Genomic DNA, 16,597 nt, shown 5'->3' with positions numbered 1-16,597 from the left:
CGACAGTACCGGGGCCTTCTTTGACGCCATTCAACAGGGCGAAGGGGTCAGGCTACTTGCCTGCGCCATCTACAAAGTCTGACGCTGCTTTCTGGACTCCGTCCACCTGATCCTTGAACTTGTCGCCGGTCTTCCCGTCAACAAAGTCACCAGCCTTTTCGATGCCACCCTTGATAGCATCTTCGTTGCCGTTGATCAGTCCTTCGGCCTTGCCCTTGATATCGTCAAAAATAGACAAAAGGCACCTCCCTTCGCTCCTGGGGCTATTGGCGCCCCAACTTTTTCTAGCCTAGTGGCTGTCCTCACGTTGTCAACGACATTTCTTTCAATTGTGCCGAAGGCTGAAGGGCTGATTTCACTCCTATGTGTCATCCCTGTGTATTCATCACTACGCGGCGATCGTAGCCATTGAGCGGACGCTCCACGTGGCCCGGTCTTGACCAAGCACTAGTTCAAAGGTGACCAGGGGAGTCTTTGGGTTGTGGCCGATCCTTGCCTGCACCTGCCACACTTCCACGTCCATGAGGCGAGGTAAGCGCCGGGCAGTGTGCCACCAATCCACCCGTTCGAACCAGCGCACGGGCTGCACGCCCACATGCCACATCCTGCCGCCCCTGACAAAAGAAATCGGGCCACCGCTGCTCATCGTCACTTCTACACTCACCATGTCTTCACTCACCATGCAGGGCACGCTACCGGCAGGCACTGACAAAGATTCGGAGCTCCAGGTTTGGAGTTAGTGCTCGGGGGTCTCGACGGGCTAGGCCACCGGTCAGGCAATGGTGGCTGCGCTGGACGGGACGGCCGCTATGTGGTTACGGGCTGGATTTGAAAACGCAGATGATGCGATGAAAATCGCGAATTTGTCGCGTCTTCTGCAGTTTCGACCAGGCTCAGCGCATCATCTGCTGTTTCGAAGCAGAACCCACTGACACGCCCGGGCTGTACACACATTTTGGCCGCTAACCCGCTAACCCGGGGATCCCCCATTTCTGGCACGAAAAAGCCCTTCTCCTCAGCGTGTGTGCTGAGCAGAAGGGCTTTCTTTTATGTGGGCGATACTGGGTTCGAACCAGCGACCTCTCCGGTGTGAACGGAACGCGCTACCACTGCGCCAATCGCCCAATTCACGTGCACATCCCTGAAGGGCTATGCGTGATCCTTGGTGCGTTGAAAACAATAGCCCAAACTTTCCCCTACTCATAATCGCTCCTGCAGGAACATGACAGGAACGTGAGCCGAGCCAGGCGGGGCCTCTCAGCGCTTGCCTGATGGAACAAGATGTGACGATGGCCTCACGATAAATTTTCTCCGCGGCGCCCCCAAATGGGCCCAAAGTGGGTCTAAATGACACCTTTGTAATTCGAATGGGAAACCTCAGATCCGCACCAACTCAACGAAGCGTGGCGGTTGGGTCTGCTCTCGAGGGTTCGCGAGGATGTTCGATTTGGTGTTTCGGATTCTGCTCATGTAATGTTTTCACCGCAGCAACACGGACTACCGAAGCGGAAACGCCGAGGGAAGAAAATGTCGCTTATGCGGTTGTAGCTCAGCTGGTAGAGCACCACCTTGCCAAGGTGGATGTCGCGAGTTCGAATCTCGTCAACCGCTCGCATGACACCATTTCAGTTCGCATGGTGGGGTGGCCGAGAGGCGAGGCAACGGACTGCAAATCCGTGCACACGGGTTCGAATCCCGTTCCCACCTCCATTTGGCTGATCCAAAAGTATTTTGCTGTATAGTTCAGCGAGATGCATTTGGGCGATTGGCGCAGCGGTAGCGCGCTTCCCTGACACGGAAGAGGTCACTGGTTCGATCCCAGTATCGCCCACGGATGAATGTAGTTCATTCCTTCAGAGCAATCTGAGAAGTAGTAATGCGGTTGTAGCTCAGCTGGTAGAGCACCACCTTGCCAAGGTGGATGTCGCGAGTTCGAATCTCGTCAACCGCTCGGAAAATGTTGTGAGACTGCCGGAATCCTTGGGTTCCGGCAGTTCCATGCAGGGCAACTCCATGCAAGACCACGGCTTTCATTCACATGAAATCATTGGGCGATTGGCGCAGCGGTAGCGCGCTTCCCTGACACGGAAGAGGTCACTGGTTCGATCCCAGTATCGCCCACGGATGAATGTAGTTCATTCCTTCAGAGCAATCTGAGAAGTAGTAATGCGGTTGTAGCTCAGCTGGTAGAGCACCACCTTGCCAAGGTGGATGTCGCGAGTTCGAATCTCGTCAACCGCTCCATCTAAAGACTGCCGAATCCCCAGGGGTTCGGCAGTTTTTTTATTGTCCAACGAAGCGCCGGCCATAGCTGCCGGTCCTGACTTGTCCACAGGCTGCGGATCACCTGCGGCACAGTGTCGGACGGAAGTGGAATAGTAGAAGCATGACAGCTCCAGCTTTGGCCCACAGCACAGAATTAGGGCGCATGTACGCCCGTTCCCTGCAAGACCCGCCCAAGGTCCCCTCCATCACCACAGTGATTGGGCAACAATCCACGTCTTTGGATGGATGGATCGGATACATGGCGGCCACGGCCGTGGTGAAACACCCCGATCTAAGTTCAGCCGTGGGTAATCCCGGTCAGTTGCGCACTGTAGTACGCGACAGCTCCAACGCCGCCGAACAGTTTCGCGATGCCGCTGCGGCCCGTGGAGACAGGGTTCATAACTACTGCGAACAGGTGGCTTTGCGCGCCTTGGATATGCCACACCAGCTGGCCGAAGCCAAGGAATCGCTGGCCGAACACGGCGAAGAGAACTTTGCGCTCCGCTTTGACAACTGGTGGAGCGAATATAACGTCCAGCCGCTGCGCCCGGAAATCACCGTGTGGAATGAGACTCTGGGCTATGCCGGAACCTTGGACCTAGTGGCGACTATTGGTGGACGTTTGTGCATCATCGATTACAAGACCAAGGGCACCGACCGCAACGGTCAGGTCAAGAGCCTGGATGCGAAGGTGGTCATGCAGCTCGTGGCCGGGATGAAGGCCGAAGAGTCGATCATTGACGAGGCAGCCGGCACCTGGGAGGCCTGGAAATACGGTCAAGATCCCATCCTGCTGGGCGTAGCCATTGGCGAAACGGAAGTTCGCACCTTGCAGGCCAACCCTCAGGTCCTGAAAGCGCACTGGTTCAAGTTCGCCTCATTGCGGCGAGTGTGGCAAACCTCATTGGAAGCGGCAGAAGCGGGTACTCCATTGCTCGATATTGCGCCTCCCGGGCAGTAACCGCCAACTAGACTTGTCCCAAAGCAGTTCCACAGGCCTGATTCGGCCTGCATCAATTCCAAAGTGAGGTGCCCTCCCATGGCCATCCTGAGCATTCGCATCATTGGCGACCCTATCCTGCGAACCGTTGCCGAGGAAGTGAGCGACTTTGGCCCCGAGCTGGCCAAGTTGATTTCCGACATGACCGAAACCATGCACGATGTCCGTGGAGCCGGGCTGGCCGCACCCCAGATCGGTGTCAACAAGCGCATCTTTACTTACTCCGTGGACGGTGCCGAAGGGCACATCATCAACCCGGTGTTGGTGGCCAGCGACGATATGGCCCCCGGCGAGCCAGAGGGATGCCTCTCCGTGCCCGGACTTGGCTACACCGTGTCTCGCCAGCGCTGGGTGCGTATCACCGGGGTTGATCAGCACGGCAAGCCGCTGGACATGGAAGCCACAGGCACCTTGGCCAAGTGCTTCCAGCACGAAACAGATCACCTCAACGGCAAGCTGTATGTTGATCGACTCGAAGGTGAGGACCGCAAGGACGCGCTCCGGGCCATTCGCACGGCGAACTATCACGATGTTACAAATGAAACCGTAGCCAAGCGCGCCAAGACTGTGGGCTCCGCCTTTGGTGGCTCATTCGGTGCAGGCGCGGGCGCTAGTGCTGGTGCTGGCACCGGCGCAGGAGCCGCCCAATGAGGGTCCTCTTTGCCGGAACCCCCGCCGTAGCGTTACCGTCCCTGGAAGTCCTGCGCGAGGCAGGCCATGAGATCGTCGCCGTGCTGACTCGTCCCGACGCGCCGCTGGGCCGCAAAAGGGTCATGACGCCGTCGCCCGTTGCTGCCCGCGCCCAAGAGCTGGGCCTGCCCGTCATCAAGGCAGACAAGATCGACGCCGAAGCTGCCGCGGCCATCGCCGCCGCGGCCCCCGAGGTGGCCGCCATTGTTGCCTACGGTGCCCTGATCCCAGCCTCCGCACTGACCCTGCCCACGCACGGCTGGATCAACCTGCACTTCTCACTGTTGCCAGCCTGGCGCGGTGCGGCACCCGTGCAGCACTCCGTCATTAACGGCGACGAGATCACCGGCGCCTCGACGTTTCTGCTCGAAAAGGGACTCGACACTGGCCCGGTCTACGGCACCATGACAGAGACGATTCGGCCCACCGACACCAGCGCCGCCCTACTTGAACGGCTCTCACACAGTGGAGCAATCCTGTTGGCACAGACCATTGACGGCATCGGCGCCGGAGCCCTGACCGGGATTCCCCAGCAAGGCGAGATCTCGCTGGCTCCCAAGCTCACACTTGAAGACGGCCACGTGGCCTGGGGCGAACCAGCACTGGCCATCAACCGCCGTATCCGGGGAGTCACCAGCGAACCCGGCGCGTGGACCATGTTGGCTGGACAGCGTTTCAAACTGGGACCTGTGCTGATGCGTCCGGACGTAACAGATTTGGTACCCGGGCAACTACTCATCAGTGGGAAAACCGTTGTGGTGGGCACCGGATCGCACGCCGTGGAGCTCGTGGACGTGCAACCTGCAGGTAAAAAACTTATGAAGGCAACAGACTGGGCCCGCGGCCTAGGCAACAAGGAAGATGTGGTGTTTGAATGACCAGCGAGCAAGGCGGGCGTTCCAGCCACCAGAGCAGCCACCAGGGCAACAGCCAAGGCGGCGGCGTCCGGCGTCGTGATGATTCCGGGCGCGAACGCAACCGTAGCACCGGCCGCAACCGGACCGAGACCGCGCCGGGCCAGCGCACCCGCGTGGCCGACCCCGCGCGGTTGGTGGCCTTCGAGGTGCTCCGCGCTGTCTCTGCCGATGACGCGTACGCCAACCTGGTGTTGCCGGCCCGTATCCGCAAGCACGGATTGGATCGCCGCGACGCCGGTTTCGCCACCGAGCTGACCTACGGCGCGCTACGTGCCCAAGGCACCTACGACGCCATTTTGGCCACCTGCGTTGACCGTCCTCTCAGCGAACTGGACCCCGCCATTCTGGACGCGCTGCGCATTGGCGCCCACCAGCTCATGGCCATGCGCGTGCCCACCCACGCCGCCCTGGATCAGACCGTTGGTCTGGCCCGTGCCGTGATTGGGGCCGGGCCGTCCGGTCTGGTCAATGCCGTGCTGCGTAAGGTTGCAGCCAAGGAACTCCCGGAATGGATTGAACAGCTCACCGAGGGCCTGAGCGACGACGTCAAGATCGCCTCCATTGAGCACGCTCACCCCGAGTGGATCGTCCGTGCGATGCGCCAGGCGCTGGTGGCTCACGGTCGCGACGTCTCCGAAATCACAGCCCTGCTGGAAGCCGACAACGCCGCCCCCGTGGTCAATCTTGTGGCCCTGCCCGGTTTGGGCGATCTCTCTGAAGCCTTCGAAGCTGGCTTCACCCCGGGCGAGCTCGTGGCCGATTCCGCGCTCTCATCCGGTGGCGATTTGGGTCGCCTTGACAGTGTCCGCGACGGCTCCGTCCGCGTTCAGGACGCCGGCTCGCAGCTGGTGGCCCGTGCCTTGGCTGGCGTAGAGATCTCCGCTGAGAAGAACGACGGCGAGGAGCGCTGGCTTGATCTGTGCGCCGGACCGGGTGGTAAAGCAGCCCTGCTGGCTGCCTTGGCCGCACAAAAGAATGCTTGGTTGCTGGCTAACGAGCCGGCTCCTCACCGCGCCAAACTTGTTTCGCAGGCATTGGCCCCTGTTCCGCAGGACGCCTGGACGGTACGGACCGGAGACGGCCGCGACATTGGTAAGGAGCACCCCGGCGCGTTCGATCGCATCCTGGTCGATGCGCCCTGCACAGGTCTGGGTGCCTTGCGCCGCCGTCCCGAATCACGCTGGCGCCGCAAGCTCTCCGACGTCACCGAGCTGGGCCCGCTGCAGCGTGAGCTGCTCACCTCGGCACTTGACGCCGTCAAACCCGGGGGAGTGGTGGCCTATGTGACCTGTTCGCCGCATATTGCCGAAACCATCGCCGTGGTTGAAGACGCCATGCGCAAGCGTCCTGAACTGGAGCTGATCGATGCCGGTGCCGCCCTTGATGCGGCCAGCATCAGCGGTTCCGTGGGCGCCGGCAACACCACAGCCTCCGTTCCCGGACACCGGATGATGGCCCAGCTGTGGCCGCATATCCACCAGAGCGATGCCATGTTCTTGGCTCTGATCCGCAAGAATTGATCCGCAAGGACTCGGCCTAAGAACTGAACCGCCAGCCCAACAATCCCCGCACAATAGATGAGGTAACTTTCGTGAGCGCACCCCTTGCCTGCTGCATCAACCCCAGCATCCTCTCCGCCGACTTTGTGAATCTGCAAGCCGAACTTGCCCGGATTTCCAACGCCGACGCCGTCCACGTGGACGTCATGGATAACCGTTTTGTGCCTAATCTGACCATCGGGTTGCCCGTTGTGGAACGCATTCAGCAGGTCAGCCCCATTCCCTTGGACGCGCACCTGATGATCGCCGACGTGGACCGCTGGGCGCCGCTTTATGCAGACGCGGGTCTAGCCTCGGTGACCTTCCACGTGGAAGCCTCCGACGCCCCCATCAAACTGGCTCGGGAACTGCGTGCCAGGGGCGCGAAGGCGGGCATGGCGCTGCGCCCGGCAACCGCCGTCGAACCTTATCTGGACATGCTCGAAGAGCTGGACATGTTGCTGATCATGACGGTGGAGCCGGGCTTTGGTGGACAGGCATTTTTGGACGTGACGCTGCCCAAGATTCGGCGCGCCCGTGCGGCCATTGAGGGCAGTGGCGTCAACGTCGCCATCCAGGTTGACGGCGGCATCACCGAGGAAACCATCACCCGTGCGGCCGAAGCCGGCGCCAACGTATTCGTGGCCGGCTCCGCCGTCTACGGCAAGGCATCACCTGCCGAAGCCATTGAATCCCTGCGCGCCAAGGGCCAACTGGCCTTCGGCTAACCCTCTGCTAAAACATGTTCGGGCGTGCCGGAATAAACCCGGATCGTCCCAACTTGTAACAACATGAAGCTTGGCACCATAAAAGGTGTCATAATAAGAAAAAAGTCGCCCGCAACCGCGGGTGCGCAAATGCAGTATCACGTGCTCCGGGGTCGGTGTAATTCCGAACCGGCGGTTATAGTCCGCGACCCGCGCGCAGCCAGCTGGAAACAGCCACGCAGCGCACGGTTGATCTGGTGAAATTCCGGAACCGACAGTTAAAGTCTGGATGGGAGAAGCACGATACAGTCTTGACCGTCAGGTCAGGGGTGTGGTGGAAGTAAGCCAAAAATCCGCCACTATTCCTGCACCCTGCGCCTTTTCTGTACGTTACCCCCGGAGCCATCGCGGTCTCGAAAGGGCAAGGTAACGATGGACTTTCTGCGATGGCTCTTTGACGCCAAACTAGAATTCGCCGACGGCGGATTCCTCCTCTGGCGCGAAGTCATAGGCAATCTTTTTGGGCTCGCCAGCGCCCTCGGCGGTATGCGCCGTAAAATCTGGGCCTGGCCGGTGGGCATCATCGGCAACCTGCTGCTCTTCACCGTCTTCATGGGCTCGGTCTTCGGATCGCCCGACCACGTGAACCTGCTGGGCCAGGCCGGACGCCAAATCATGTTCATCGCCGTCTCCATTTACGGCTGGCAGCGCTGGAATCAGACCCGCCACCAGAAGAACGACGCCGGCACTCACGTAGGCGAAGCCGTTGAGCCCCGCTGGGCTGGGGCCCGGGTACGGTGGCTCTTGGTGGCTGCCATGGTGGGCGGAACTGCCATTCTCACACCTATCTTCACTGCGCTGGGATCCTACGAACCGGTCTGGGCCGACGCCTGGATCTTCATGGGCTCCCTCCTCGCTACCTACGGCATGGCCAAAGGCTGGGTCGAGTTCTGGCTGATTTGGGTCGCGGTGGACTTGGTGGGTGTGCCGCTGCTGTTCAGCGCCGGATATTACGCCTCGGCCTTCATGTATGTCTTCTATGGTGCATTTACTTTGGCCGGTTTCTTCGTATGGTGGAGGGTGCGGCGCAACGCAGATGCCCAAGCCCGGCAGGTGTCAGTTGACGCAACGTTCCCTGACATAACCGTGAGCAACACAGCGAGCAACACTGTGAGCAACAGAGAGGCCAAAAAATGATCTTTGACACCATCGACGATGATTCCTTCAAGAACGAGCCCGAGTACTTCACCTCAGCCGAGACGTTGGGCATGGAAACTGCTCTCTCTGCAGCCCGTCAGGGTGTGCGCAGCTCAAACCCGTTGGTGGGTGCTGTCATCATTGACTCCGACGGAACATTCCTGGCCATTGGCTATCACAAGGGTGCCGGATCGCCCCACGCCGAAGCGGATGTCATTAACCGTTTGTTGGGCACCGGAGTCAAGCGCGACCTCTCTGCTGCCACACTCATTGTGACCCTTGAGCCGTGCAGCCATGTGGGCCGCACGGGCCCCTGCACTCAAGCCATTTTGGATGCCGGGATTGGCAACGTTGTTTACGCCGTTGCGGACCCACACATACCGGCCGCCGGAGGGGCGCAGATCCTCCGTAACGAAGGCATCAACGTGCGCATGGGCCTCATGGCCGCCGAAGCGGAAGACCTCAATCGCCGCTGGTTCGTGGCTGTCCGCGAAAACCGACCGTTCATTACGGCTCGGTTGGCCCAGACAGTTGACGGCCGGATCGCCGCCGTTGATGGCACCAGCCAGTGGATCACCTCGCAGGCATCACGCCAGGACTCGCACGAATTGCGGGCCCGGGTTGACGCCATTGTGGTGGGCACCGGAACCGTCATGGCAGATAACCCGCGCCTCACGGCACGCGCAGCTGATGGTTCGGACGCGGCACAACAGCCGCTGCGAGTGGTCATGGGTATGCGTGAAATCCCGGCCGACGCCGCGGTGAGGGGCGCCTCTGGCACCCCAAGCAGCCCGGACCGCCTGGGTGATGATGACTTTCTGGCCCTGCACACTCACGATCCGGCCGCCGTCGTGCGTGAACTCCACGGACGCGGGGTGGGCCACCTCATGATTGAGGGAGGCGCGCTCATCAACGCCGCGTTCCTTGCCCAAGGGCTGGTGGATGAACTGGTCGTTTATCTGGCACCAACCCTCCTGGGTTCAGGCATTCCTGCCCTCACCGATCTGGGTGTCGGCACGCTGGAGCAGGCGCAGCGCTGGGAATGGGATGCCACCACAACCGGCCCCGTGGAACTCCTGGGTCCGGACTTGAAATTGACGCTGATGCCGGCCAAGGTGCCCGCCAGCGAGCAAGGAAGCTGAGATGTTTACTGGAATTATTGCTGGCCGAGGCACAGTCCTCGCCTTGCAGGGCGCTCCTGAATCCGGCAGCGCCGTACTGGTTCTCGAAGCCGGCGCGCAGCTGGACGGTCTGGAACTGGGCGGCTCCCTCGCCGTCAATGGAGTGTGCCTGACCGCCACCCGGCTGGTGGGGGACACCATCGAGATGGATGTCATGGGCGAAACGCTCACACGCACCACAACCGGTTCCCTTGTTAGCGGGGATGTGGTCAACCTCGAACGCTGCGTGCCTGCTGGCGGACGGCTGGACGGCCATGTGGTCCAGGGCCATGTGGATGGCACCGGTGCATTGCTGGAGCGCGAAAACCTCGGCAACTGGGAGCGTCTGCGTTTCTCAATTCCGACCGAGCTTTCCCGTTATGTCGCCGAAAAGGGCTCCATTGCTATTGATGGAGTTTCTTTGACTGTGACGGCTGTGAGCCCGGCCGCCGAGTCCGAACAGTGGTTTGAAGTGGGGCTGATTCCGGTCACCTTGGCTAATACCGGTTTGGGCGAGAAAGTGCCTGGTGGCGCTGTCAACCTGGAAGTTGACGTGCTGGCCAAGTACACGGCTCGGTTACTGGAATTCCAGAGCGTTTCTCCGGCGCCGACGCCGACCCAGGCGCCAACCGTGACAGACGGCTCGTCATGAGCACCATCTTGGATCCGATCCCGCTAGCCATTGCTGCGATGGCCCGCGGTGAAGCAGTGGTGGTGGTTGATGACGAGGACCGCGAGAACGAAGGCGACATTATTTTCGCCGCCCAGCACAGCACCCCGGCCCTCATGGGCTGGACCATTCGCTACACCTCCGGAGTCATCTGCATTCCCATGGACGACAGCCATGCCGATCGCCTAGCGCTGCCGCCCATGGTGGCGGTCAATCAGGACGCCAAAGGCACTGCTTACACCGTCAGCTGCGATGCAGCGTTGGGCATGTCGACTGGTATCAGTGCCACCGACAGGTCACTGACTGCGCGCGTCTTGGCTGACCCGTCGTCAACGGCCGCATCCATCACACGTCCTGGGCATATTTTCCCGCTGCGCTCCGTAGCTGGGGGAGTGCGTCAACGTCCCGGGCATACCGAAGCTGCTGTGGAACTGTGCAAACTAGCAGGGTGCGAGCCCGTGGGCGTTATCGCCGAAGTGGTGGATGACCTTGGCGAAATGGTTCGTTTGGAAGGGTTGCGAGAATTTGCATATGACCAGTCTCTGGTGCTGATTTCCATTGCAGACCTCGTGGCCTATTTGGCCGAGCAGGACGCCGGGGCCCTCGGGGCGGGCGCGCTGAACACCGCAGCTCTCAACAGTGCCGCTCTCAACACATCCGAGGGCGATCATGTCTGAGGAATGCATCGTCACCGGTGGGCCAGTGGTGGCCCTGCCCACCCGCTTTGGCACGTTCTCCGTTCAGGCTTGGATTGATGCGGGCACGGGTGCCGAGCACCTGAGTCTCAGTGCCCCGTGCGAATTAAATTCAGGTGAGGCCTCGGTCGGTGGCCTGACGCCAGGTGAGCCAGGTTCAGGTGAGCCAGCGTCAGGTGAGGCAAACAACACGGGTCCGGCAGACGCCGTCGTACCTCTGGTGCGGCTGCACTCGGAATGCCTCACGGGCGACGTCTTTGGTTCCTATCGCTGCGATTGCGGAGAACAGCTGGACCACGCTTTAGAAGAAATTCATCGGCGCGGCGGCACCCTGGTGTACCTGCGCGGACATGAGGGGCGGGGGATCGGGCTCGCAAACAAGATCCGCGCGTACAGTCTGCAAGAATCCGGCGCCGATACGGTGGAAGCCAACGAACAGCTGGGTCTGCCCGTTGACGCACGCGACTACTCGGCTGCGGCGGGCATCTTGACGGCGCTAGGGCTCACCCGCATTGCGCTGCTGAGCAACAACCCGCTGAAGGAAGCTGATCTTGCCAGCCGGGGCATCGAGGTAGTGGCCATGGTGCCGGCAATAATCCCCGCCCGCAGCGAAAACCTCCGCTACTTGGTGACCAAGCGCGACCGCATGCACCACGCACTAACGCTCGATGACGCCTTCGAGCAGAATGGCACAGCAGCTACCCACAACGTCAGTGATACAACGGAAGGACACACAGTATGAGCGGCCATGGAGCACCTGTTATTGGATTTGACCCGGCAGAAAAATCACGGGCGGCGGGGCTGCAGCTAGCCATCGTTGCCGCCAGCTGGCACACGGAAATCATGGACGGCTTGTTGGCAGGTGCCCTGCGTGGTGCAGCCGACGCCGGCATTGACAACCCTGTGGTGGTGCGGGTTCCCTGTGCCTTCGAACTGCCCGTTGCGGCGGCGCGGCTGGCGCCGAAGTTTGACGCGGTGGTGGCCTTGGGCGTGGTGATCCGTGGTGGCACGCCGCACTTCGACTACGTGTGCCAGGCCGCGACCATGGGCCTCACCGACGTCAGTGTTCGCACGGGCGTGCCGGTGGGCTTCGGCGTATTGACCTGCGATACCGAGGAACAGGGTCTTGCCCGTGCAGGGTTGCCGGGTTCAGTGGAGGACAAGGGCCACGAAGCCGTCACGGCTGCCCTGGCCACCGCGCTGACGCTGGCCGGTTTGGGAGTTTAACTAGGTACTCGCGCGCACTTTGAAGCTGCGTCCGGTTACGTTCGAACGGTGCGCCACTCTTGGAGCTACGCACTGTTGTCACATAACGGTACGCAGCTTCAGTGCGGCAATCCGCAGAAACGTTTATGCGCCGAACCTGCCAAAAGTTCGGCGCATGAGTGAGAGTGGCTGCCATGGCTGGCCAGCTCCGTGCCATTATGCGCTGGACTGGGTCTGGGTTCTTCGCCGAAGCGTTTATGCGCTGGACCTAGCGGGAGTTTTGCGCATAAGCGATGAAAGAGGCGCCCGCAGCCGCTCGTTGACGGACGCAACCGCCTTCAGGTTGTCCGCATGCTGGACGCTGGGCGTCTCAGAATCCGCGATCATGAGCCAAACCCAGTAAGGTGGACTGCGTGAAGACCTTCGAATCTCTTTTTGATGAGCTCAGTGCGAAAGCCGCAGCCCGGCCCGCTGGCTCCCGTACCGTCGCCGAACTTGATTCCGGCGTCCACGGTATCGGCAAGAAAGTGGTTGAGGAAGCCGCCGAGGTGTGGATGGCTGCCGAGTATGAATCGGAAGAAGCCTGCGCCGAGGAGATTTCCCAGCTGTTCTACCACCTGCAGGTCATGATGATCGCTAAAGGGTTGACCCTTCAGGACGTTTACAAGCATCTCTAGCCACATCCCGTGGCTGCTTGAACTGACCCCTGAATGAAGCACTTGAAATCAGTGCCAACAACCTTTTCGCTTTTACCTACCTGAAAGAATTGATCTCCATGCTGCGTGTTGCCGTCCCCAACAAGGGTGCCCTGTCCGAAGCTGCTTCAGCGATGTTGGCGGAGGCTGGCTACCGTCAGCGCCGCGATTCCCGCGAACTGGTCATGGTTGACCCCGAGAACAATGTTGAATTCTTCTTCCTCCGTCCCCGCGATATTGCCGTTTACGTTGGCGCAGGCACCCTGGATGTTGGCATCACCGGCCGCGACCTGCTCATGGACGCACAGGTTGATGCCGAGGAACTGCTGCCCTTAGGGTTCGCCCGCTCCACCTTCCGCTTTGCCGGTCCCGTGGGCCACTTCTCCAGCGCCGCCGAACTTGAGGGCAAGCGCCTGGCCACCAGTTACGATGGCTTGCTGCGTGAATACCTGGCAGAACTAGGCATCAACGCCTCGGTGGTCCGCCTCGATGGCGCCGTGGAATCCTCGGTTCGCTTGGGCGTGGCTGATGCCATTGCTGATGTCGTAGAAACCGGCAGCACCCTCCGGGCCGCTGGCATGGAAATCTTTGGCGAGCCCATCCTGAACTCCGAGGCGCTGCTCATTGGCCGCCGCGGCGTAACCCCGCCTCCCGGCCTAGAAGTTTTGATCCGTCGCCTGCACAGCGTTCTGGTTGCGCGCCAGTATGTGCTCCTTGACTACGATGCCCCCAAGACGGTCCTAGACCGCGCCACGGCACTGACTCCCGGCCTGGAATCACCCACCGTATCGCCCTTGCGCGACACCGACTGGGTGGCCGTGCGCTCCATGGTTCTGGCCAAGGACACCAACCGCATCATGGACGAACTCTACGACCTTGGCGCCCGCGCCATCCTGGTCAGCAACATCCACGCCTGCCGGATCTAACCCAATCCCAGAGCCGTCCCACAACTTCATTCAAAGAAGGTACATGCCATGAGTGTTGCCATCCGAGTCATTCCTTGCCTGGACGTCGACGCCGGCCGCGTGGTCAAGGGCGTTAAGTTCCAGAACCTGCGCGACGCCGGAGATCCCGTTGAGCTCGCACAGCGGTACGACCGCGCTGGGGCAGATGAGCTGACGTTCCTTGACGTCACCGCATCCTCCGGCAACAGGGAGACCACCTTTGATGTGGTCTCCCGCGCCGCCGAGCAGATCTTCATCCCCCTGACGGTGGGTGGCGGTGTCCGCGAGGTGTCCGACGTCGATAAGCTCCTGCGCTACGGTGCGGACAAGGCCTCCATCAACACGGCAGCCATTGCCCGTCCGGCCGTTATTGATGAGATCACTCACCGCTTCGGTTCACAGGTTCTGGTGCTGAGCGTTGACGCGCGCCGCACACAGGGTGGGATTACGCCGTCGGGCTTTGAAGTGACCACCCATGGTGGGCGCAAGGGCACCGGCATGGATGCGATTGAGTGGGCCAAGGAGGCTGCCGATCGGGGTGTGGGGGAGATCCTGCTGAACTCGATCGACGCCGATGGCACCAAGGACGGCTTCGATTTGGAGCTGATCCGTTTGGTCCGCGCCGCCGTGCACATCCCCATCATCGCTTCCGGTGGTGCAGGCAAGCCCGAGCACTTCCCGCCGGCCGTTGCGGCCGGTGCCAACGCCGTGCTGGCTGCCTCAGTGTTCCACTTCGGACCCGACAGCGCTATCGCCGACGTCAAGAAGGCCATCCGCGACGCCGGGTACGAGGTCCGCTAGTACGCAGTTCTCTATCACCGCCAGCTACTAAGGGGCTCATATCTTAAACGATGTGAGCCCCTTAGTGCTTTAGTGAGTTTTCTGCGGATGGGTGTCGGCTATGTCTCCATAGTTTCGTGCCTAAAGCGCGTGCACAGCGGCAACGTGGCAGGCTCTTGCTACAGTTATCCCTATGCCAATGAAAGCGCTTTCCCAGCCGATGTCTGTCGTTGACGGAGCCCGTCCGATTCGCTCTGTCCTCCGGCTCCTGTTGCGTCGACCAAAGCGGATGGGCGTTGCTGTGTTTGCCTTTGCGCTGAAGGAAATCCCGTTGTGGTTTCTGCCGGTCATCACGGCAGCGATTATTGACATTGTCACAGTTGGCGGACCGGTTGAATCGGTGCTGTGGTGGAGTCTTCTCGCCGCGGTACTGCTGATCCAGAATTACCCCAACCACATTATTTACACTCGGAATTTCATGACGGTGGTGCGCGACACCGGTTCCATGCTTCGAAACGACTTGGCTGCCCGGCTGCAGAGTTTGTCGATCGGCTATCACACCCGGGTGAACTCATCGATTGTGCAGACCAAGGTGGTGCGCGATGTCGAAAATGTTGAGTTGATGCTCCAGCAGGTGACCCACCCGCTACTGTCGGCAGTCATGGTCATGGGCGGTGCCATCACGATGACGGCCATTGCCGTGCCCCAATTCCTACCTGTCTACGCACTCACGGTACCTATCGCCATCGGTATCCGCTTTGGCATGCGCAATCGATCACGTTCACGCAATGAGAATTTCCGCATGGAGATCGAGGGCTTCGCGGCGCGAGTTGGCGAGATGGCTTCACTGATCCCCGTGACAAGGGCCCACGGTCTCGAAAAGACGGCGGTGACCCGTGTTTCCAGCAGTGCCGCCGGTGTGCGACGTGCCGGCCTGCACCTTGACATGCTCAACGGGCACGTAGCCTCGATCTCCTGGGTAACCATGCAATTGCTCGGGGTGGGTTGCCTGATGCTGGCCGCGGTATTCTCGCTCACCGGATTTCTTCCGATCACTGCGGGTGAGGTGGTGATGCTCTCGAGCTACTTCGCCTTGCTGACACAGGGATTGACTCAACTCCTCATGCTGATTCCGGTCGGTGCGCGCGGGCTGGAGTCAGTGCGCTCCATCGCCGAGGTCCTTCAAGACCCGGATATTGAGCAGAACGAGGGCAAACAGGCCGTTGAAAAGGTCGTTGGGAACATGCGATTAGATGGGGTGAGTCAGCGCTATACGGACTCCGAGGTCGACGCGATTCACAAACTTGATCTGGATATTCGCGCGGGGGAAACAGTCGCGTTCGTAGGCTCATCCGGTTCCGGCAAGTCGACACTGCTGAATTTGGTGTTGGGATTTGTGCGCCCCACCAGCGGGCGGATCTTGCTAGATGGTGTTGATATGCAGCTTCTGGACCTGCGAACAGTGCGTCGCTTCGTTTCGGTGGTCCCGCAGGATTCTGTGTTGTTTGAGGGCACCATCCGCGAGAATATTGCTTACGGCCTCCCGCATCTCGACGACGAACGTATCCGTTTGGCACTGCAAGATGCCAATGTGCTGGATTTCGTCCAGTCGCAGCCAGAAGGCTGGCACACGATCGTCGGAGAACGTGGTGCTCGTTTGTCGGGTGGGCAACGCCAACGTCTGGCCATCGCGCGGGCGCTCGTGCGTGACCCGCGCATCTTGCTCCTAGATGAGGCCACCAGCGCGCTAGACCCGGAATCGGAACAACTCGTCAAGGTAGCACTGGGCCGGTTGATGAAGGGACGGACCACGCTGGTCGTGGCCCATCGCTTGTCCACCATCAGGCAAGCCGATCGCATCGTCGTCCTAGAACATGGCCAGATTGTTGAGATCGGCACCCATGAGGAACTCATCGCACGCAGCGGACGCTACTCTCATCTCCACGAGGTCCAAGCCGGAAGTACCGATGAATGAGCGACAGTAAACGGCGAACATTAGTCAGTGCGATAGCGATCGCGAAAAAGTCACCTTTGCCCCTTCGTGTCAGCCTTGGGTGAGAGAGTTTTTCTCATTCAGGGTTGGTTGGGCAGGAGGAGTTAATTGTTCATGGATATTCCGCAGCGGCCATC

General features: G+C 60.5%; 17 protein-coding genes, 7 tRNA genes and 1 riboswitch. Of the genes, 21 read left to right on the top strand and 3 right to left on the bottom strand.

Features of this window, described 5'->3' with window-relative positions:
- Positions 1-52: 52 nt before the first annotated feature.
- The 3 genes from AB0O97_RS13370 to AB0O97_RS13360 all read right to left on the bottom strand — a co-directional run bounded on the left by AB0O97_RS13370 (position 53) and on the right by AB0O97_RS13360 (position 1,124).
- Complete coding sequence (locus AB0O97_RS13370) at positions 53-238, bottom strand: antitoxin (RefSeq protein ID WP_363841228.1); 186 nt, start codon at positions 236-238, stop codon at positions 53-55.
- 150 nt (positions 239-388) lie between these two features.
- Positions 389-682, bottom strand: a complete 294-nt coding sequence (locus AB0O97_RS13365) for a hypothetical protein (protein WP_363841225.1) — start codon at positions 680-682, stop codon at positions 389-391.
- 370 nt (positions 683-1,052) lie between these two features.
- Positions 1,053-1,124: transfer RNA gene (locus AB0O97_RS13360), tRNA-Val, on the bottom strand.
- A gap of 414 nt (positions 1,125-1,538) precedes the next feature.
- Here AB0O97_RS13360 and AB0O97_RS13355 point away from each other — a divergent pair.
- The 21 genes from AB0O97_RS13355 to AB0O97_RS13255 all read left to right on the top strand — a co-directional run bounded on the left by AB0O97_RS13355 (position 1,539) and on the right by AB0O97_RS13255 (position 16,442).
- Positions 1,539-1,611: transfer RNA gene (locus AB0O97_RS13355), tRNA-Gly, on the top strand.
- 25 nt (positions 1,612-1,636) lie between these two features.
- Positions 1,637-1,710, top strand: a tRNA-Cys gene (locus AB0O97_RS13350).
- 49 nt (positions 1,711-1,759) lie between these two features.
- Positions 1,760-1,831 (top strand) — tRNA-Val (locus tag AB0O97_RS13345).
- A 47-nt stretch (positions 1,832-1,878) separates the two neighbouring features.
- Positions 1,879-1,951, top strand: a tRNA-Gly gene (locus tag AB0O97_RS13340).
- Positions 1,952-2,049: 98 nt separating this feature from the next.
- Positions 2,050-2,121: transfer RNA gene (locus AB0O97_RS13335), tRNA-Val, on the top strand.
- A gap of 47 nt (positions 2,122-2,168) precedes the next feature.
- Positions 2,169-2,244: transfer RNA gene (locus AB0O97_RS13330), tRNA-Gly, on the top strand.
- 142 nt (positions 2,245-2,386) lie between these two features.
- Positions 2,387-3,229 carry a cytochrome gene (locus AB0O97_RS13325; RefSeq protein ID WP_363841222.1) on the top strand — a complete coding sequence of 281 codons (843 nt, stop codon included), beginning with the start codon at positions 2,387-2,389 and terminating at the stop codon, positions 3,227-3,229.
- Between the two features lie 78 nt (positions 3,230-3,307).
- Entirely contained in the window at positions 3,308-3,919 is a 612-nt protein-coding gene (gene def, locus AB0O97_RS13320) for a peptide deformylase (protein WP_363883293.1), read from the top strand.
- Positions 3,916-4,836, top strand: coding sequence for a methionyl-tRNA formyltransferase (locus AB0O97_RS13315; protein ID WP_363883291.1), 921 nt, complete (start codon positions 3,916-3,918; stop codon positions 4,834-4,836). The genes def and AB0O97_RS13315 overlap by 4 nt, the downstream gene beginning before the upstream one ends.
- Positions 4,833-6,395 carry a transcription antitermination factor NusB gene (locus AB0O97_RS13310; protein WP_363841214.1) on the top strand — a complete coding sequence of 521 codons (1,563 nt, stop codon included), beginning with the start codon at positions 4,833-4,835 and terminating at the stop codon, positions 6,393-6,395. The genes AB0O97_RS13315 and AB0O97_RS13310 overlap by 4 nt, the downstream gene beginning before the upstream one ends.
- 71 nt (positions 6,396-6,466) lie before the next feature.
- On the top strand, positions 6,467-7,141 hold the full coding sequence (rpe, locus tag AB0O97_RS13305; protein ID WP_363841211.1) for a ribulose-phosphate 3-epimerase: 675 nt from the start codon (positions 6,467-6,469) through the stop codon (positions 7,139-7,141).
- A gap of 138 nt (positions 7,142-7,279) precedes the next feature.
- Positions 7,280-7,425: riboswitch (FMN riboswitch) on the top strand.
- A 127-nt stretch (positions 7,426-7,552) separates the two neighbouring features.
- Positions 7,553-8,317 carry a nicotinamide riboside transporter PnuC gene (pnuC, locus tag AB0O97_RS13300; RefSeq protein WP_363883289.1) on the top strand — a complete coding sequence of 255 codons (765 nt, stop codon included), beginning with the start codon at positions 7,553-7,555 and terminating at the stop codon, positions 8,315-8,317.
- A complete protein-coding gene (gene ribD / locus AB0O97_RS13295) occupies positions 8,314-9,459 on the top strand; it encodes a bifunctional diaminohydroxyphosphoribosylaminopyrimidine deaminase/5-amino-6-(5-phosphoribosylamino)uracil reductase RibD (RefSeq protein ID WP_363841205.1) in 1,146 nt (381 codons plus the stop codon). Before pnuC ends, ribD begins: the two co-directional genes overlap by 4 nt.
- Before the next feature lies 1 nt (position 9,460).
- Positions 9,461-10,129 carry a riboflavin synthase gene (locus tag AB0O97_RS13290; RefSeq protein ID WP_363841202.1) on the top strand — a complete coding sequence of 223 codons (669 nt, stop codon included), beginning with the start codon at positions 9,461-9,463 and terminating at the stop codon, positions 10,127-10,129.
- A complete protein-coding gene (ribB, locus tag AB0O97_RS13285) occupies positions 10,126-10,824 on the top strand; it encodes a 3,4-dihydroxy-2-butanone-4-phosphate synthase (RefSeq protein WP_363883287.1) in 699 nt (232 codons plus the stop codon). Before AB0O97_RS13290 ends, ribB begins: the two co-directional genes overlap by 4 nt.
- The gene (locus AB0O97_RS13280; RefSeq protein WP_363883285.1) at positions 10,817-11,584 is read left to right on the top strand and encodes a GTP cyclohydrolase II; all 768 of its coding nucleotides are present in this window, start codon (positions 10,817-10,819) and stop codon (positions 11,582-11,584) included. Before ribB ends, AB0O97_RS13280 begins: the two co-directional genes overlap by 8 nt.
- Positions 11,581-12,069 carry a 6,7-dimethyl-8-ribityllumazine synthase gene (gene ribH, locus AB0O97_RS13275; protein WP_363883283.1) on the top strand — a complete coding sequence of 163 codons (489 nt, stop codon included), beginning with the start codon at positions 11,581-11,583 and terminating at the stop codon, positions 12,067-12,069. The genes AB0O97_RS13280 and ribH overlap by 4 nt, the downstream gene beginning before the upstream one ends.
- Positions 12,070-12,461: 392 nt before the next feature.
- Positions 12,462-12,725 carry a phosphoribosyl-ATP diphosphatase gene (locus AB0O97_RS13270; protein ID WP_315915692.1) on the top strand — a complete coding sequence of 88 codons (264 nt, stop codon included), beginning with the start codon at positions 12,462-12,464 and terminating at the stop codon, positions 12,723-12,725.
- 98 nt (positions 12,726-12,823) lie between these two features.
- The gene (hisG, locus tag AB0O97_RS13265) at positions 12,824-13,669 is read left to right on the top strand and encodes an ATP phosphoribosyltransferase (protein WP_363841191.1); all 846 of its coding nucleotides are present in this window, start codon (positions 12,824-12,826) and stop codon (positions 13,667-13,669) included.
- A 48-nt stretch (positions 13,670-13,717) separates the two neighbouring features.
- Positions 13,718-14,488, top strand: a complete 771-nt coding sequence (hisF, locus tag AB0O97_RS13260) for an imidazole glycerol phosphate synthase subunit HisF (RefSeq protein ID WP_363841188.1) — start codon at positions 13,718-13,720, stop codon at positions 14,486-14,488.
- Positions 14,489-14,660: 172 nt separating this feature from the next.
- Positions 14,661-16,442: an ABC transporter ATP-binding protein gene (locus AB0O97_RS13255; RefSeq protein ID WP_363883281.1), complete on the top strand. Its 1,782-nt coding sequence runs from the start codon at positions 14,661-14,663 to the stop codon at positions 16,440-16,442.
- Positions 16,443-16,597: the final 155 nt, after the last annotated feature.

It is taken from the genome of Specibacter sp. NPDC078692 (assembly GCF_040686835.1).
Classification (GTDB): Bacteria; Actinomycetota; Actinomycetes; order Actinomycetales; family Micrococcaceae; genus Specibacter.
The sequence above is the reverse complement of the archived record's forward strand: the minus strand, read 5'-3'. Positions and strand labels throughout refer to the sequence as shown.

Excerpts from the sequence above, each read along its gene's own strand:
- ribH (WP_363883283.1), top strand. The coding sequence starts at position 11,581 with ATGAGCGGCCATGGAGCACCTGTTATTGGATTTGACCCGGCAGAAAAA.
- def (WP_363883293.1), top strand. The coding sequence starts at position 3,308 with ATGGCCATCCTGAGCATTCGCATCATTGGCGACCCTATCCTGCGAACC.
- AB0O97_RS13255 (WP_363883281.1), top strand. The coding sequence starts at position 14,661 with ATGCCAATGAAAGCGCTTTCCCAGCCGATGTCTGTCGTTGACGGAGCC.
- AB0O97_RS13280 (WP_363883285.1), top strand. The coding sequence starts at position 10,817 with ATGTCTGAGGAATGCATCGTCACCGGTGGGCCAGTGGTGGCCCTGCCC.
- AB0O97_RS13290 (WP_363841202.1), top strand. The coding sequence starts at position 9,461 with ATGTTTACTGGAATTATTGCTGGCCGAGGCACAGTCCTCGCCTTGCAG.
- AB0O97_RS13365 (WP_363841225.1), bottom strand. The coding sequence starts at position 682 with ATGGTGAGTGAAGACATGGTGAGTGTAGAAGTGACGATGAGCAGCGGT.
- hisG (WP_363841191.1), top strand. The coding sequence starts at position 12,824 with ATGCTGCGTGTTGCCGTCCCCAACAAGGGTGCCCTGTCCGAAGCTGCT.
- ribD (WP_363841205.1), top strand. The coding sequence starts at position 8,314 with ATGATCTTTGACACCATCGACGATGATTCCTTCAAGAACGAGCCCGAG.
- AB0O97_RS13325 (WP_363841222.1), top strand. The coding sequence starts at position 2,387 with ATGACAGCTCCAGCTTTGGCCCACAGCACAGAATTAGGGCGCATGTAC.
- pnuC (WP_363883289.1), top strand. The coding sequence starts at position 7,553 with ATGGACTTTCTGCGATGGCTCTTTGACGCCAAACTAGAATTCGCCGAC.
- AB0O97_RS13310 (WP_363841214.1), top strand. The coding sequence starts at position 4,833 with ATGACCAGCGAGCAAGGCGGGCGTTCCAGCCACCAGAGCAGCCACCAG.
- AB0O97_RS13315 (WP_363883291.1), top strand. The coding sequence starts at position 3,916 with ATGAGGGTCCTCTTTGCCGGAACCCCCGCCGTAGCGTTACCGTCCCTG.
- hisF (WP_363841188.1), top strand. The coding sequence starts at position 13,718 with ATGAGTGTTGCCATCCGAGTCATTCCTTGCCTGGACGTCGACGCCGGC.
- ribB (WP_363883287.1), top strand. The coding sequence starts at position 10,126 with ATGAGCACCATCTTGGATCCGATCCCGCTAGCCATTGCTGCGATGGCC.